The 14,271-nt window shown below is 57.9% G+C and carries 17 protein-coding genes; 12 read left to right on the plus strand and 5 right to left on the minus strand.

Translation table 11 applies throughout. The features are described from left to right. Positions 1–18 precede the first annotated feature (18 nt). Positions 19–900, minus strand: coding sequence for an AEC family transporter (locus AC2FLE_RS13410; protein WP_496677830.1), 882 nt, complete (start codon positions 898–900; stop codon positions 19–21). An 80-nt stretch (positions 901–980) separates the two neighbouring features. Here AC2FLE_RS13410 and hspQ point away from each other — a divergent pair, with 80 nt between their 5' ends. After that, positions 981–1,307 (plus strand): heat shock protein HspQ, encoded by a 327-nt coding sequence (gene hspQ / locus AC2FLE_RS13415; RefSeq protein WP_142637073.1) that lies wholly within the window; start codon positions 981–983, stop codon positions 1,305–1,307. A 34-nt stretch (positions 1,308–1,341) separates the two neighbouring features. Here hspQ and AC2FLE_RS13420 read toward each other — a convergent pair whose 3' ends face one another. The 3 genes from AC2FLE_RS13420 to AC2FLE_RS13430 all read right to left on the minus strand — a co-directional run bounded on the left by AC2FLE_RS13420 (position 1,342) and on the right by AC2FLE_RS13430 (position 3,943). After that, positions 1,342–2,919, minus strand: a complete 1,578-nt coding sequence (locus tag AC2FLE_RS13420; protein ID WP_496697612.1) for a gamma-glutamyltransferase family protein — start codon at positions 2,917–2,919, stop codon at positions 1,342–1,344. 212 nt (positions 2,920–3,131) lie between these two features. Then, a complete protein-coding gene (locus AC2FLE_RS13425; protein ID WP_496692511.1) occupies positions 3,132–3,572 on the minus strand; it encodes an ATP-binding protein in 441 nt (146 codons plus the stop codon). Positions 3,573–3,604: 32 nt separating this feature from the next. Continuing rightward, complete coding sequence (locus AC2FLE_RS13430; RefSeq protein WP_142637067.1) at positions 3,605–3,943, minus strand: STAS domain-containing protein; 339 nt, start codon at positions 3,941–3,943, stop codon at positions 3,605–3,607. A gap of 100 nt (positions 3,944–4,043) precedes the next feature. Here AC2FLE_RS13430 and AC2FLE_RS13435 point away from each other — a divergent pair, with 100 nt between their 5' ends. From AC2FLE_RS13435 to AC2FLE_RS13445, 3 genes are all read left to right on the plus strand, one after another. Further along, positions 4,044–5,216, plus strand: a complete 1,173-nt coding sequence (locus AC2FLE_RS13435; RefSeq protein ID WP_496697615.1) for a thiolase family protein — start codon at positions 4,044–4,046, stop codon at positions 5,214–5,216. A gap of 73 nt (positions 5,217–5,289) precedes the next feature. Then, positions 5,290–5,745, plus strand: a complete 456-nt coding sequence (locus AC2FLE_RS13440; protein ID WP_496697616.1) for a GAF domain-containing protein — start codon at positions 5,290–5,292, stop codon at positions 5,743–5,745. A 69-nt stretch (positions 5,746–5,814) separates the two neighbouring features. Beyond that, positions 5,815–6,339, plus strand: coding sequence for a GNAT family N-acetyltransferase (locus tag AC2FLE_RS13445; RefSeq protein ID WP_496697618.1), 525 nt, complete (start codon positions 5,815–5,817; stop codon positions 6,337–6,339). 39 nt (positions 6,340–6,378) lie between these two features. Here AC2FLE_RS13445 and AC2FLE_RS13450 read toward each other — a convergent pair whose 3' ends face one another. Beyond that, positions 6,379–6,720, minus strand: coding sequence for a DUF1294 domain-containing protein (locus AC2FLE_RS13450; RefSeq protein ID WP_496697620.1), 342 nt, complete (start codon positions 6,718–6,720; stop codon positions 6,379–6,381). 57 nt (positions 6,721–6,777) lie between these two features. Here AC2FLE_RS13450 and AC2FLE_RS13455 point away from each other — a divergent pair, with 57 nt between their 5' ends. From AC2FLE_RS13455 to AC2FLE_RS13490, 8 genes are read left to right on the plus strand one after another with little or no spacing between them, the layout of a single operon-like run. Beyond that, on the plus strand, positions 6,778–7,347 hold the full coding sequence (locus AC2FLE_RS13455) for a helix-turn-helix domain-containing protein (RefSeq protein WP_142637059.1): 570 nt from the start codon (positions 6,778–6,780) through the stop codon (positions 7,345–7,347). Then, positions 7,347–7,970 carry a LysE family translocator gene (locus AC2FLE_RS13460; RefSeq protein ID WP_281973074.1) on the plus strand — a complete coding sequence of 208 codons (624 nt, stop codon included), beginning with the start codon at positions 7,347–7,349 and terminating at the stop codon, positions 7,968–7,970. Before AC2FLE_RS13455 ends, AC2FLE_RS13460 begins: the two co-directional genes overlap by 1 nt. A 5-nt stretch (positions 7,971–7,975) precedes the next feature. Beyond that, entirely contained in the window at positions 7,976–8,356 is a 381-nt protein-coding gene (locus AC2FLE_RS13465) for a GFA family protein (RefSeq protein ID WP_496697623.1), read from the plus strand. A gap of 15 nt (positions 8,357–8,371) precedes the next feature. Then, the gene (locus tag AC2FLE_RS13470) at positions 8,372–10,822 is read left to right on the plus strand and encodes a GcvT family protein (protein WP_496697625.1); all 2,451 of its coding nucleotides are present in this window, start codon (positions 8,372–8,374) and stop codon (positions 10,820–10,822) included. Between the two features lie 19 nt (positions 10,823–10,841). Next, on the plus strand, positions 10,842–11,318 hold the full coding sequence (locus AC2FLE_RS13475; protein ID WP_496697627.1) for a cupin domain-containing protein: 477 nt from the start codon (positions 10,842–10,844) through the stop codon (positions 11,316–11,318). A 2-nt stretch (positions 11,319–11,320) separates the two neighbouring features. Next, a complete protein-coding gene (locus AC2FLE_RS13480; RefSeq protein WP_496697629.1) occupies positions 11,321–12,373 on the plus strand; it encodes an alcohol dehydrogenase family protein in 1,053 nt (350 codons plus the stop codon). 12 nt (positions 12,374–12,385) lie between these two features. Then, positions 12,386–13,276 carry a homocysteine S-methyltransferase family protein gene (locus tag AC2FLE_RS13485; RefSeq protein ID WP_496697630.1) on the plus strand — a complete coding sequence of 297 codons (891 nt, stop codon included), beginning with the start codon at positions 12,386–12,388 and terminating at the stop codon, positions 13,274–13,276. Positions 13,277–13,288: 12 nt separating this feature from the next. Beyond that, positions 13,289–14,263 (plus strand): GlxA family transcriptional regulator, encoded by a 975-nt coding sequence (locus tag AC2FLE_RS13490; RefSeq protein WP_496697631.1) that lies wholly within the window; start codon positions 13,289–13,291, stop codon positions 14,261–14,263. Positions 14,264–14,271 lie beyond the last annotated feature (8 nt).

Consider the following 14,271-nt stretch of genomic DNA (forward strand, 5'->3'; position numbering starts at 1 on the left):
ATTAGGAAATCACAATCGCTACAGAACAATAGCTAGAATTATAGGCAAAGCGCCGACGGACATCAGGGTTGAGACCATAACCAGCCCCGCAACCGCGTCAGAATCCGCCTCGAACCGTTCGGCCAGCAGGTATGAGGTTACGGCAACCGGCGTACACATCTGCACCACCAGAACGCCGAACGCGACGTTATCCAGATCAAACCCTTTTGCGATTGCCCATGCCAGGGCAAAACACACGACCAGTTTCAACGCCGATAGCCAGACCGCTTGCCCTAGCTTTCTGGTGGTCAGCCGCGCAATCGCAACACCAAGCGTGATCAGCATCATCGGAATCGCCATCTGTCCCAGCAGGTCCAGCGTATTGGTCACGAAGACAGGTGTTTGCCAGCCCTGCCACAGAAACAGCGCCCCCAGCAGAGTAGCCCAAACCATGGGTTCACGTGCTACCTTGCCGAAAGCGCCTTTTCCCGCCACCAGGTAGATCCCGTAAGTAAAGGAAAACAGGGCGGTAACGGCCAGAAATATCACCGCGAAACCCAAGCCTGCCTGCCCAAATGCGAAAATGGCCAGAGGCAGGCCCAGATTCCCCGTGTTGCCGAATATCAGCGGCGCCAGATAGGTGCGCCTTTCCAGCTTGCTGGCCCGGACAAATACGCCAAATGCGACCGCCAGCCCGACATGGCCTGTGATGGCGGCCAAAGTGAACCGGGTCAGCTCTCCGGGTGGGATCTGGGTTTGCATCAGGGCCACGAAAATCAGGCTGGGCACGGCGAGCGTCACCGCAAGGCGGGTCACAAATTGCAGCCTGTATTCAAAGCCAAGTTTGACCCAGGCAAACCCGATCCCCGCCAAGAGGAAGACCGGGGCCACGATTTCGAGTACTGTCAGTAAGAGGTTCACAGACTGTTTCCCATTATTTTAGATCAATGATTGGCATTCCTATGAGGAAACGGGTAGTAAGACCTTTGGGGGCAAACGTGATGCTAAAGACACAAGCAAAGTACCGGCTGGGCCAAGTCGTCCGCCACAAAAAACATCCCTTCCGAGGGGTGATTTTTGACGTGGACCCAGAGTTTTCAAATACCGAAGAATGGTATCAGGCCATTCCCGAAGACAGCAGGCCGATCAAAGATCAGCCGTTTTATCATCTGTTGGCGGAAAATGACCAATCCTTCTATGTTGCTTATGTTTCTGAACAAAATCTGATTGCTGACCAGTCCGGAGAACCGGTCGAGCATCCGGATATCCCCGATATGTTTGGTCCTTTTGAAAACGGCGCATATCCGTTGCATTTCCATTTGAACTAAAAATGGAAGCGCGGGTGAAACCGGGCCCATACAGTCAATAACCAAGCGCGCACCCATCTTTTCGTGGATCGCTTGCGCCTTGCAAAACGCCGCTCTTCTGGATTCGGATCGCTTGAGCCCCACCAAGAGGTGTTTCTGAAATCAAAACTTTGTGGCCGATTTCAGATAATTGTTGCGCAACATTACGCGGAATTCCGCGTTCCAGTTTCAAGACAGGTCCGTCTGCAAAGGCGCGCGGTGTGTCTATCGCCTGCTGCAGCGCAAACTCATCGTCGGTTAGCAGCGAGACCAGCTTTGCATGTCCTGTGGGCTGAAAGGCACCACCCATCACGCCGAAGGGCATCAGGATTTTGCCTTTCTGTTTCAACATGCCGGGAATGATCGTGTGCATCGGACGTTTACCGCCGCCAAACTCATTCGGATGGCCTGATTGCAACGTAAATCCAGACCCACGGTTTTGCAGCAGAATGCCGAATTTCTCAGAAGCGATACCCGATCCAAAGCTATGAAAGATCGAATAGATCAGCGATACCGCCATCCTGTCCCTGTCGACCACCGTGATATAAACCGTGTCCTTGTGGATGGCTTCGGTCAGTGGGGCAGCAGCGGGCATCGCTTGGTTTGGGTTGATAAGCTCTGCCAACCGATCAGCTGTTGTCTGGTCCCAAAACCTGTCTGCGCGTGTCGTATGATCCGGATCGGCGATGAATCTGTTGCGGGCATCGTAGGCGAGTTTTGAGGCTTCGGCCTCGATATGCAGACGCTCTGCGGATAGCGGATCCATGGATCCGAGGTCAAAGTTCTTGAGGATATTCAGCAGCAAAAGGGCGGTTGCACCTTGGCCATTGGGCGGATGTTCCAGCAGGTCCAAGCCACGATAGTGCCCTGCGACCGGAACTGTAGGTGTGGCAGCGGTCGCGTCCAGATCTTCGGCTGTGTGTACCCCGCCCATGGCCGTCAGGGTCGAGATAATATCTTCAGCGACCTCGCCCGCGTAAAACGCCTCTCGTCCGTATTTGGCGATTCTGCGCAGCACTTCTGCCTGCCCGGCGGACCGGAACATGTCTCCGGTCTTTGGAACGTCTCCTTTCAGCAGATAGTGGTTCCTGGCTGCCCCCTGCAACGTGTTAGCACCCGGGCCCCAATCAAAAGCCACACGTGGGGCGACCGGCACGCCCTGGTCTGCATAGCGGATGGCGGGTTGCAGGATGGCGTCCAGCCCTAGTTTGCCCTCGGTTTCGGCCAGCTGGCAGAACGCCTCGACTGCGCCGGGAATGGTGACCGCATCCGGTGTATTGAGCGGAACTGCAGTCAGTCCCTTATCGCGCAAGCTGCCAGCGTTGGCTGCTGCCGGTGCCCGGCCAGAGCCGTTGAGGGCCCGAACCTCATCTTCTCCGGCGCGGTTGTACAAAACAAAGCAATCTCCGCCCAGGCCGGTCATTTGTGGTTCGCAAAATCCCAAAAGCACCGCCCCGGCGATGGCTGCGTCCATCGCGTTGCCACCTTGCTGTAGGATGCCAAGGGCCGCTTGGGCTGCCAGCGGGTGAGATGTGGCGCACATCCCTTCGGTCGAAAAAACTTCGGATCTGCCTGGTGCCTGAAAATCCCGCATTGCGCTGCCTTCCCGTGTGATCGCGCAGAAGGTATCGCGCGTCCGGGTATTGTCCAGTCAAATCAAAGGGGAAGTTCCTCGGCATCGTTCACTGGGTGGGGGCTGTGACATACGATGCCGAGGGAAGCTATCTGAGCTACAGTTAAGACTTTGATCTTTGTTTGCGGCGCTACAATGGTTCGAAAAGGGCCTTATTGTGACGTTTTATAGCCCTAATCCGCGTCGAGAAAACTGAATCGCAGTGACAACCGGTTGCAGCCTTCGCTACGGTCATAGCGGATTTCACTGGTCAATTGGTGGATCAGAAACCATCCAAATCCCCCCTCGGGTAGGTCTTCACGTCTTTCCCCCAGAGGTGCAGGTGCACCTTCTGGTACGCGAAAGCCGGGAAGGGGATTGCCGGTATCCGAGATGAGGATTTCCAACCAGTTCTGATGCAGGCGGCAGTGTACCTTGACGCTGGCGGGCGTGGTTCCGGCATAGGCGTGTTCAACGACATTGTTAATGGCTTCGGCCAGGGCAATTCTGACATCAGCCGCTTTGTGTGAAGGCAGCCCTTTAGACGACAGTGCCTGGCTCAACTTGGCAATGCCAGAACTTGCTTCGACCTCGGTCGCAGCGAAGCTCAAATCGAAACTGATGCCGTTACACATTAGCCTTACGCCTGTTCAGTTTCTCCTTGTGTTCAATCCGGCGCACCGGACAGTGCGTCATCCATCGTTGGGTAAAGCTTGAACACTGTGTCCATGCGCGTAAGACGAAACACCTTTTCCACAAAAGGCTGAAGACCTGCCAGATCCAGGCGTCGTTCAGCCCCGAGTTGTTTCATGGCGGCGACAATGGCGCCCAAACCGCTGGAATCGATGAATTCGACGCCGCTGAGGTCCAGAACCACACGCACAGCCCCACCTTCGGTTTCCGTGCGCATGTTTTCTTTGAACTGAATGGCCATTGCCGCATCAATCCGGTTGGATTGTACAGTAATTATTTGAATATTGTTGGTCGTAGTACTGGACAGGCCCATACGTGACGGTCCTTTAACTGAAATCGCTCGTAGAAATACGCTAGACGGGAATTCTTACCATTCGGTATCCATCGAATGACAAGAATTTAGGAGCGCCCAGATGAAGCAAGTTGTAATCGCCGGAGCAGCACGTACCCCGATGGGTGGATTTCAAGGAATGTTCGATGGTGTTTCTGCCGCCGATCTGGGCGGAGCCGCGATCCGGGCTGCGCTGCAGGGTGCCGGTGCTGATACGGTTGACGAAGTGCTGATGGGCTGCGTTCTGCCAGCCGGGCAGGGTCAGGCCCCTGCACGTCAGGCTGGGTTTGCAGCCGGTTTGGGCCAAGAGGTCCCGGCCACGACGCTCAACAAGATGTGCGGATCGGGGATGAAGGCTGCGATGATGGCCTTCGATCAGATCGCATTGGGCCATGCCAACACAATGATCGCAGGCGGGATGGAGAGTATGACGAACGCGCCCTACCTGTTGCCCAAAATGCGTGACGGTGCGCGCTTGGGGCACGCTCAGGTCGTCGACCACATGTTTCTGGACGGGCTGGAGGACGCCTACGACAAAGGTCGTCTGATGGGCACTTTCGCAGAAGACTGTGCCGAGGCGTTCCAGTTCACCCGCGAAGCGCAGGACGAGTACGCCCTGCAGTCCCTATCCAACGCGCTGGCCGCGCAGGACAGCGGCGCGTTCGACGGTGAAATCACTCCGGTAACCGTCCGCACAAGGAAAGGCGAGGTCACGCAGTCCGCGGACGAGCAGCCGAAAACCGCCCGCCCGGAAAAGATACCTTCGCTGAAACCGGCTTTTCGCAAGGGTGGAACGGTGACGGCGGCCAACGCGTCGTCGATCTCTGATGGGGCGGCAGCTCTGGTTCTGGCGTCAGCTGAAGCCGCCGAAGCGCAAGGTCTCTCGGTTCGGGCGCGCATTCTGGGTCATTCCAGCCATGCGCAGGCTCCGGGATTGTTCACGACTGCGCCAGTTCCCGCTGCGCAAAAGCTTTTGGCCAAAATCGGCTGGTCCAATGATGATGTGGATCTGTGGGAGGTAAACGAAGCCTTTGCCGTGGTGCCGATGGCATTCATGCATGAGATGGGTCTGACGCGTGACAAGGTAAATGTGAATGGTGGTGCATGCGCCCTGGGTCATCCTATCGGCGCCTCGGGGGCGCGTATCATGGTCACCCTGCTGAACGCGTTGGAAAAGCGGGATCTGAAACGCGGCGTGGCGGCGATCTGCATCGGTGGTGGAGAGGGCACTGCAATCGCGATTGAGCGCGTTTGACGCGGGGCCGATTCCACCATAGGTCCGGTGCTGTAGAACCTGTTTACAAGATCACTGACCGGACCCGCCCCCCATGACCGTTGATTACGATACGCTGACCAAGACAATCGTCGCCCTAACCGCAGGCGAGACAGATCAAGTTGCTCTGATGGCGACAATCGCCTGTGAAGTTCATCACGCCGATGATCGGTTTGACTGGACGGGGTTCTATCGCGTAACAGATCCGGGCATTTTGAAAATAGGCCCCTATCAGGGTGGTCACGGGTGTCTGGTTATTCCCTTCGGGCGCGGTGTCTGTGGTGCCGCGGCGCGGACCGGAAGGGTACAGTTGGTGGCGGATGTGCATGCGTTTCCAGGTCACATCGCCTGCGCCTCGTCTACGCAGTCCGAACTGGTGCTTCCGGTGCGCAATGCCTCGGGCGAGGTCATCGCGGTTTTTGACATCGACAGTGACCAGCCGGATGCGTTCACGGATGAGGACGCAGAAAAGCTGTCTGCCATATTGTCAAAGGCGTTTTCGGGCGAGTAAAGAGGGGCCTGACGCAAAATCGGCCCGTCTGTTAGACTGGAATGGACACTAATTGCGACTGGCCAAGGCATGATCCCGGACCAATTCACCACAGAGCGGCTTGCCGTCTGCCACTGGCAAGTGGAAGTCTCTGAAGCTGGTCGCCTTTCAGCGTTGACGGCCGAGTTGGCAGCCGTCCTGACACCAGCGGTTCTTGAGCCCCTGCCGCCTTCGATGCAGGTCGAAGAAACGCCCAGCGGGATGACCGACTGGATCGCGGCACGCAAGACCGAAAGCGATGTTCTTCTTGTTCGGCTAAGGCAAAATAATCAGCTGATCGGACTGCTGATACTGGCCTCAGAACCCGAAGATCAGGCCGCACCAACCATCCACCTTGGATATCTGTTTGCCGAACGAGCCTGGGGCTGTGGCTATGCAACCGAACTTGTGTCCGGCTTTATCGCGGCCTGCGGCACGAGCCGCGCCATTCGGGTTTTGGCCGGGGTCGAGCACAGCAATCCCGCCTCTGCCCGTGTGCTACAGAAATCGGGGTTCACGCGATCCTCAGCGCACTCCACCGACGATACCGATATGTATGTCTGCGACATTTCCTAGATCCCATCGGGATCTTACGTGGCTTGCGGATCAAGCCAACTACAGAATGTCAGGCAGAATTTCCGTGATTAGGAAATATGCCAGCCCGACCTGAGTCGCAAAGATCGCAAATAGCGACAGGGAAAACCGACCTTTTCGGGACTTGTGATTGAAAATCCAACGCCCGACCAGGGCACCGGGACTGCCGCCCAGTGCAGCCAGCCACAATAGCCTGCGTTCCGGAACCCGGCTTTTTCTGCGTCTGGCGCGCAGCTTGTCCCAGCCAAAGGCCAGCAAAGTCAGGCCGTTGATGACCCACAGGTATATAACCGCAATCCACATAGCTGACGGATAGCTAAATGCGTCGATTTTCCCAAGTGAAAAAATGCTTGGAATTTTCACCGATTCGCGGCATCGTGAAAAACACGAGGAAAATTTCACCAGATATCGGAGAGTTCGGTGAACAGCCAAGCCCCCCACAGTGCAACGCTCGGAGCCGACATTCGCGCATTGCGTAAGGCGCGTGGGTTGACGCTGACCGAGATCGCAGAGCGGTTGAACCGGTCGGTCGGATGGCTCAGCCAGGTTGAACGCGACAAGTCCGAACCGTCAATTTCAGACCTGCGTCAGATCGCGGAATGTCTGGGTGTGCCGATGTCCATGCTGTTCGCCCATTCTGCCGCCCCCGCCAATGAACAAGGCTATGTCGTGCGCGCCGGGTCGCGCCGCCCTATGGGGTCGGGCGAAGAAGGTCTGATCGAGGAACTGCTGTCACCCGATCTGACTGACGATTTTGAGATGGTGCATTCCACCTTTGAGCCGCATTCCAAGATGCAGAATCCGGCGGACCGCCCCACGCAAGAGGTTGGCTATGTGATTTCCGGTCAGTTGAATCTGACCATCGGCGCGCAAAGCTTTTCGGTTGGGCCCGGTGACAGTTTTCGGATCAAGAACGAACCCTATATTTGGGCGAACCCTCATGATGAGCCCGCTGTGGTCATCTGGGTCATCGCACCTCCGGTGTACTGATGAGTTTCGAGGCCTGGACCATATTCGCGCTGTTCTGGGTGGTGTTTGTAACTACACCGGGGCCTAACGCGGTGAACTGTATCTCGAACGGGATGAGCCTGCCCTTCGCAAAAGCGATGCTGGGTGTCTTGGCGATCCTGACCCAAGCCAGCGCCTTTTTGGTTTTGTCGGCACTTGGGGTGACGGCCTTGATCGCGGCCTCACCCACTGGATTCTTCATCGCCAAGCTGGTGGGCGCAGGGTTTCTGATCTGGCTGGGTGTCCGAGGCTGGAAGGCTGCAGCAAATCCCGCCCCTATTTCCGAACGCCCTGCACGGCATGTCTATCTGCACGCGCTGGCCGTCGCGACAATCAACCCCAAAAGCGTCGCGGGTTATCTTGCTGCATTCTCGCAATTCGTGCAGCCGGATGTGCCGATCTGGGAGCAAATGTTGGTCATCATGCCAACGGCGCTGATCATCACAACGCTCAGCTACATCGGGTTCACTCTTCTAGGTGCGCTTATGGGGCGGGCCGCGCTGGGGGCCGTGTTCAACATCTGGGTGCGCCGGGTCATGGCCACCTGTTTCATCATTTATGGCGTGTTGCTGGGCACCACCAGCGCGCCAGCAGCAAGGGGATAAGCGAAATGCATACAGGTTCCTGTCTGTGCGGCTCGGTTGCGTTCAAGATCGAAGGCGATCTTCCTGCCGCCTCGGCCTGCCATTGCGGTCAATGCCGCAAACAGTCGGGTCATGTCTGGGCCTCGACCTCGGCCCATCAAGACGACATCACCTTCACCGCCAGCGATACGCTGAGCTGGTTTCGTGCTTCCGACATCGCCCGACGGGGATTTTGCAACGCCTGCGGCTCTTACCTGTTCTGGCAGCATAAGGACGAAGACCGGATTGCCATTGCTATGGGGGCGCTGGATGCACCCACCGGACTGACCCTCGCCCGCCATATCTTTGTGGCCGACAAGGGCGACTATTACAACATCACGGACGATCTGCCTCAAGAGGCACAGTAACAGGGACTGAAAGACATGAGTGATTTTCCGACAAAAGCCCGCGTGGTTATTATCGGTGGCGGAGTGGTGGGGACATCGTCCCTGTATCATCTGGCCAAAAAGGGCTGGACCGATTGTGTTCTGCTGGAGAAAAACGAGCTGACCGCCGGGTCGACCTGGCATGCAGCTGGCAACGTGCCGACCTTTTCGACCTCTTGGGCGATCATGAACATGCAGCGCTATTCGACCGAGCTTTATGCGCGGCTGGGTGAAGAGGTCGACTATCCGATGAACTATCACCAGTCCGGCTCAATCCGGTTGGCCCATTCGAAAGAGCGGGTGCAGGAGTTCGAGCGGGCAATGGCGATGGGCCGTTATCAGGGCATCGAGATGGAGATGTGGTCACCCGAACAGGCCAAAGAGCATTACCCGTTCCTGGAAACTCATGACCTTGAAGGTGTTCTGTTCGACCCGACCGATGGCGATATCGACCCGGCGCAGCTGACCCAGGCACTGGCCAAGGGTGCGCGCGACATGGGGGCGAAGATCCTGCGTTTCTGCCCGGCCACGGGTGTGACCCAGAAGGAAGACAAGACCTGGATCGTGCATACTGACAAGGGCGATATCGAAGCGGACCACGTGGTCAATGCCGCCGGGTATTACGCCCAGCGTGTGGGTGAATGGTTCAAACCCTTCGGCGGTCGCACCGTTCCGGCCATGGTGATGAGCCACCAGTACCTGCTGACCGACGAAGTGCCCGAGATCGAGGAATGGTCTAAGGCCAATGGCGGTAAAAAGCTGCCGCTGCTGCGCGACGTGGATATCTCGTATTACCTTCGGCAGGAGAAGAACGGATTCAACCTCGGCCCCTATGAGCCCAACTGCAAGGGCCACTGGATGACCGAGGATGATCCGATGCCCGAGGATTTCAGTTTCCAGCTATGGAATGATGATCTGGACCGGATCGAAGACATCGTCACCGACGCGATGGAGCGGGTGCCGCTGATGGGGACCTCGGGAGTGGGCCGGGTGATCAACGGGCCCATCCCCTACGCGCCGGACGGGCTGCCGCTGGTTGGCCCGATGCCGGGCGTGGCCAACGCGTTTGAGGCGCATACTTTTACCTTCGGCATCGCGCAGGGCGGTGGTGCCGGCAAGGTGCTGGCCGAATGGATCGTCGATGGTGCAACTGAGTGGGATATGTGGGCCGTCGATCCGCGCCGTTACACCGATTACACCGATCAGGATTACTGCAACCAGAAGGGGCTTGAGGTCTATGGCAACGAATACGCCATGCATTTCCCGCACCATGAATGGCCCGCCGCGCGCGACAAAAAGCTGTCGCCTGTCCACACCAAGGTCAAGGAATTGGGTGGCGTGATGGGGCCCTATAACGGCTGGGAACGCGCCAACTGGTTTGCGCAACCGGGCGACGATACCTCTGAAGAAGCGACCCATACCTGGGGCCGTTCGGGGCCATGGGAGAAGCGGATCAAGGAAGAGTGCGAGGCTGTCCGTGATCATTGCGGCGTATTGGACTTGCCCGGATTTTCGCGTTTCATCGTAAAAGGTGAGGGTGCCGCCGAGGCGCTGCGGTCGCTGGTCACCGGCGGTTTGCCCAAGGTGGGTCGCATCAACCTGGTCTATATCTCAGATGGTCGCGGCCGGATCCTGACCGAAATGTCCTGTATCCGCCTCGGCGATGACGAGTTCGTCATGATCACGGCCGCTACAGCGCAATGGCATGACCGCGATATCCTGACCGAGGCAATGCCCACTGGCGTCACCGTCGAGGATGTCACCACCACTCGTGACACGCTGATCGTGACAGGTCCAAAATCGCGCGACATTCTGGCGGGGCTGAGCGATGCGGACCTGTCCAGTGGCTGGCTGACCCATCAATCGGCCACGGTTGCAGGTCAGCCCGCATTCCTGATCCGCGTCTCGTTTGCAGGAGAACTTGGCTGGGAGGTTCACGCGCTGAACGACCATATGCCCGCGATCTATGGCGCGATCCTTGACGCTGGTGCCAAACCGTTCGGGATGTACGCCCTGAACTCTCTGCGCATTGAAAAGGGTTATCGGGCTTGGAAAGGCGATCTGTCCACTGATTACTCTCTGTTGGAAGGCGGGTTGGAACGGTTCGTCAAACTTGACAAACCGCAGGACTTCCCCGGCAAGGCCGCGATCCTGAACGAAAAGCAGCAGGGCGTGAAAAAGGCGTTTGCCACCATGCTGGTCGATGCTGGTGACGCGGACGCGCCCTATATGTCCTGTATCTGGCACAACGGCGAGATCGTTGGCGAAACCACCTCGGGCGCGTGGGGGTACCGCGTTGGTCAATCCGTTGCCCTGGGCATGATCCGTCCTGAACTGGCGGTGACAGGCACCGAGCTTGAGGTTGAAATCTTCGGTGAAAAGCGGCGCGCCGTGGTACAGGACGATAAACCGCTCTGGGATCCAGAAAACGAGCGGCTGCGCGCCTGATCGCCCGAAGGAGACCTGCATGAGCACGTGTTATTCAAAACTGGGGCCCGGAGAGGGCCTCAATTACGACTGGGAAAATGACCACACGTTTGTGAAGGTTTCGACCCGGGATACTGATGGCGCCTATACGCTCATGGAAGACAATCTGAAGGCCAGCTTTGCACTTGGCCTTCATCGCCATGAAACCCATGCCGAAAGCTTCTATTTTCTGGAAGGCGAAGTGGACTTCTACGTTGATGGCGACTGGCATCGCTGTGGGCCGGGCAGCACGATGCATGTGCCGCCCGGTATGCCGCATGCCTGCCGCGTTGCTGGTAAAGCACCAGCCAAGATGCTGATGATTTTCCAGCCTGCCGGTTTTGACGGCTTCCTTGCTGAGCTGGCCAAGATGACCGAGGCGGACTTCGCCGATGAGGTGAAAATGGCCGAATTGAACGCGCGGTATGACATTGTCCCGATGGGCTCTGTGCCGCCTCATCCCGATGACGAGGTTTGATCATGACACTGCCTAAAACGATGTCCGGTGTATTCCTGACCTGTCACGGCGGGCCCGAGGCGCTGGAATGGCGTGACGATATACCCGTCCTAACCCCTGCGCCGGGGCAGGTTCTGGTCCGTGTGGCCGCAGCCGGGGTGAACAACACCGATATCAACACCCGTATCGGCTGGTATTCCTCGGACGTGACCGGCGCCACAGATGCCGTGGATCAAGAGGTCGAAGCCGGAGGCTGGGGCGGCGCGTTGAACTTCCCGCGCATTCAGGGCGGCGACATTTGCGGCATCGTCGAAATCGCGGGGCCCGAGACTGGGTTCACCCCGGGCCAGCGCGTGACCTGTCCGATCAACCTGCCACGTCCGCGACCGGGCAACCCGACAGGCTTCATCGTGCTTGGGTCCGAGATTGACGGCGCCTTTGCGCAATATTGTTTGGTGCAGGCCGATGACCTTTATGATGTCAGCGCCTCACCCCTGTCCGACATTGAAATCGCTGCCATCCCCTGCGCCTTTGGAACCGCCGAGGCTATGCTGGTGCGGGCCGGTGTGACTGCCGGACAAAAGGTGCTGATCACCGGGGCGTCGGGCGGTGTAGGCCTTGCCGCCGTGCAACTGGCGGCGCTGCGCGGTGCCTCGGTCTGGGGCGTGACCGGTGCGGCCAAGGCCGAAGCGGTGAAAAGCCAGGGCGCGACCGCCACGTTCGACCGGGATGCGTCGCTGCCCACCGACATGTTCGACGTGGTCATTGACGTGGTGGGCGGGCCTGCATGGGCTGATCTGATCCTGGCGCTGAAACCCGGCGGTCACTATGCCGTTGCGGGTGCGATTGCTGGCCCGATTGTTCAAGCCGATCTGCGGGATATCTATCTGCGCGACATTACCATTCACGGTAGCACCCATCAGCCGTTCGAGGTCTTCGGTCGCCTGGTCGAACTGATGAATGCGGGGCGGATCAAGCCGCTGATTTCAAAAACCTATCCGCTGAAAGACATTGCGACGGCGCAAGAGGATTTTCAGTCAAAGATGTTTCCGGGAAAACTGGTTCTGGTTCCCTGAGGAGGTTCATCAATGGCAGACATAACCCTTCTGGATGGGTCTATCGGACAGGAACTGGTCAAACGCAGCGGTGATGCGCCGACGCCTTTGTGGTCGACCCGGGTGATGATGGACCATCCCGAGTTGGTCGGGGATGTGCATGCGGATTATTTCTCACGCGGTGCGACTGTGGCCACGACAAATACCTATGCTGTTCACAGGTCGCGTCTGGACCGTGTCGGCTTGGGTGATCAGCTGCCAGATCTGATCGAGGCGGCCCTGTCGCAGGCCGAGCGTGCGCGCCCCGCGGGTAGGCGCATCGCTGGGGCTTTGGGTCCGCTTCTCGCCTCTTACCGGCCGGACCTGAATCCAGAGGTCGAAGAGGCGGCAGAGAAATTCGCCGAACTGGTGACGATGATGACAGATCGCGTTGACCTGTTCCTGATCGAAACCGTGTCGTCGCTGCAAGAGGCCGAAGGCGCGTTGCGCGGGATGGAGCAGACAGACAAACCGGTCTGGCTGGCGCTGTCCGTGATGGATGATGATGGGACGCGGCTGCGGTCGGGTGAGCCATTGTCGGGAATAGCATCTTTGGTTGATCGCTTTACGCCCGAGGCCGTGCTGATCAACTGCTCACGCCCGGAGGCGGTGCCTGCTGCGCTGAATATTATCGCTACCTTCGGGCGTCCGTTTGGAGCATATGCCAATGGCTTCACCGGGATTACCCAGGAATTTCTGCAAGACGCCCCAACCGTTGATGCGCTGCAACAGCGCCACGACCTTGGGCCGGATGAATATGCTGATCAGGCGATGGGGTGGGTGGCGCAGGGTGCAACTATCATCGGCGGATGCTGCGAAGTCGGTCCCGATCACATTCAGCGACTGGCAGATCGGCTATGCGCTGCTGGCCACAGCATCGTCTGAAGGGGGGTAAAGATGCGGCAACGACCAGATAGCTTGACCGACAAGTCGCAGACACATTTCGATGTTCTGGTCGCGCCAGGCTATGTGCTGTTGGAACTTGCCGCATTGATTGAGGTTCTGAGGCTGGCCAACCGCGTCTGCCCCAACCCGCCCTTCAGCTTTACCTATCGGTCTCTGAAAGGTGGGCCCGTTGCCAGCAGCAGCGATGCGACGGTCCAAACGGAACCTGTATCAACCCATCCGAAGGCGGATTATCTGTTTGTGATCGGAAATTCCGACCCTGACCACCCCGATCTGTCCATCGGACGGGTTGTATCGGACTATACGTTCCGAGGCGCTCAGGTCTTTTTGCTGGCCGAAGCTGCCAGCCGCTATATCGACGAATTCGGCTCCGCAGACATGGCGACCCATTGGGAAAACGCCTCTTTCCTGAGTGAACGCGGGGCCCGGTTCGAGGCGAAGCTGTCGATAGCCACAGAACAGGGCCAGGTCGTGACCTGCGCAGGGATGGAGGCGACAACCGATGTTGCTTTGTCCGTGATCGGACGCCACATCTCGGGGCCTGCCAAGATGACGGTGGCCAATATCATGCTGCACGAAAATATCCGCGACTTTTCATCGATGCAGCCTTTCTCGGGGGCGCAACTGACAGCAACTGGGGACGCCAAGCTGGATCAATGTATCAAGCTGATGCAGGCCAATATCGAAGACCCCTTACCCATCCAGCAAATTGTCGAGGCGTTAAATCTTTCGAACCGATCGCTTGAGCGAAAATTCAAAGCTTTCTTTGGCACCAGTCCAAACGGTTTCTATCGCGAGATGCGGCTGGCGAAGGCTAACAACCTGCTGCTGAACACCACGATGAGCGTTCGGGAAATAGGTCTGGCCTGCGGCTTTCCGAACGGTTTCTCCTCGGTTTACAAAAGCTTTTTCGGGGTCACGCCCTTTGTTCTGAGACGCGAAAGACGGGCTGCGTCACATAGGTGAAAATCGCC

The sequence above is a fragment of the Ruegeria sp. CDSA077 genome (assembly GCF_059612265.1).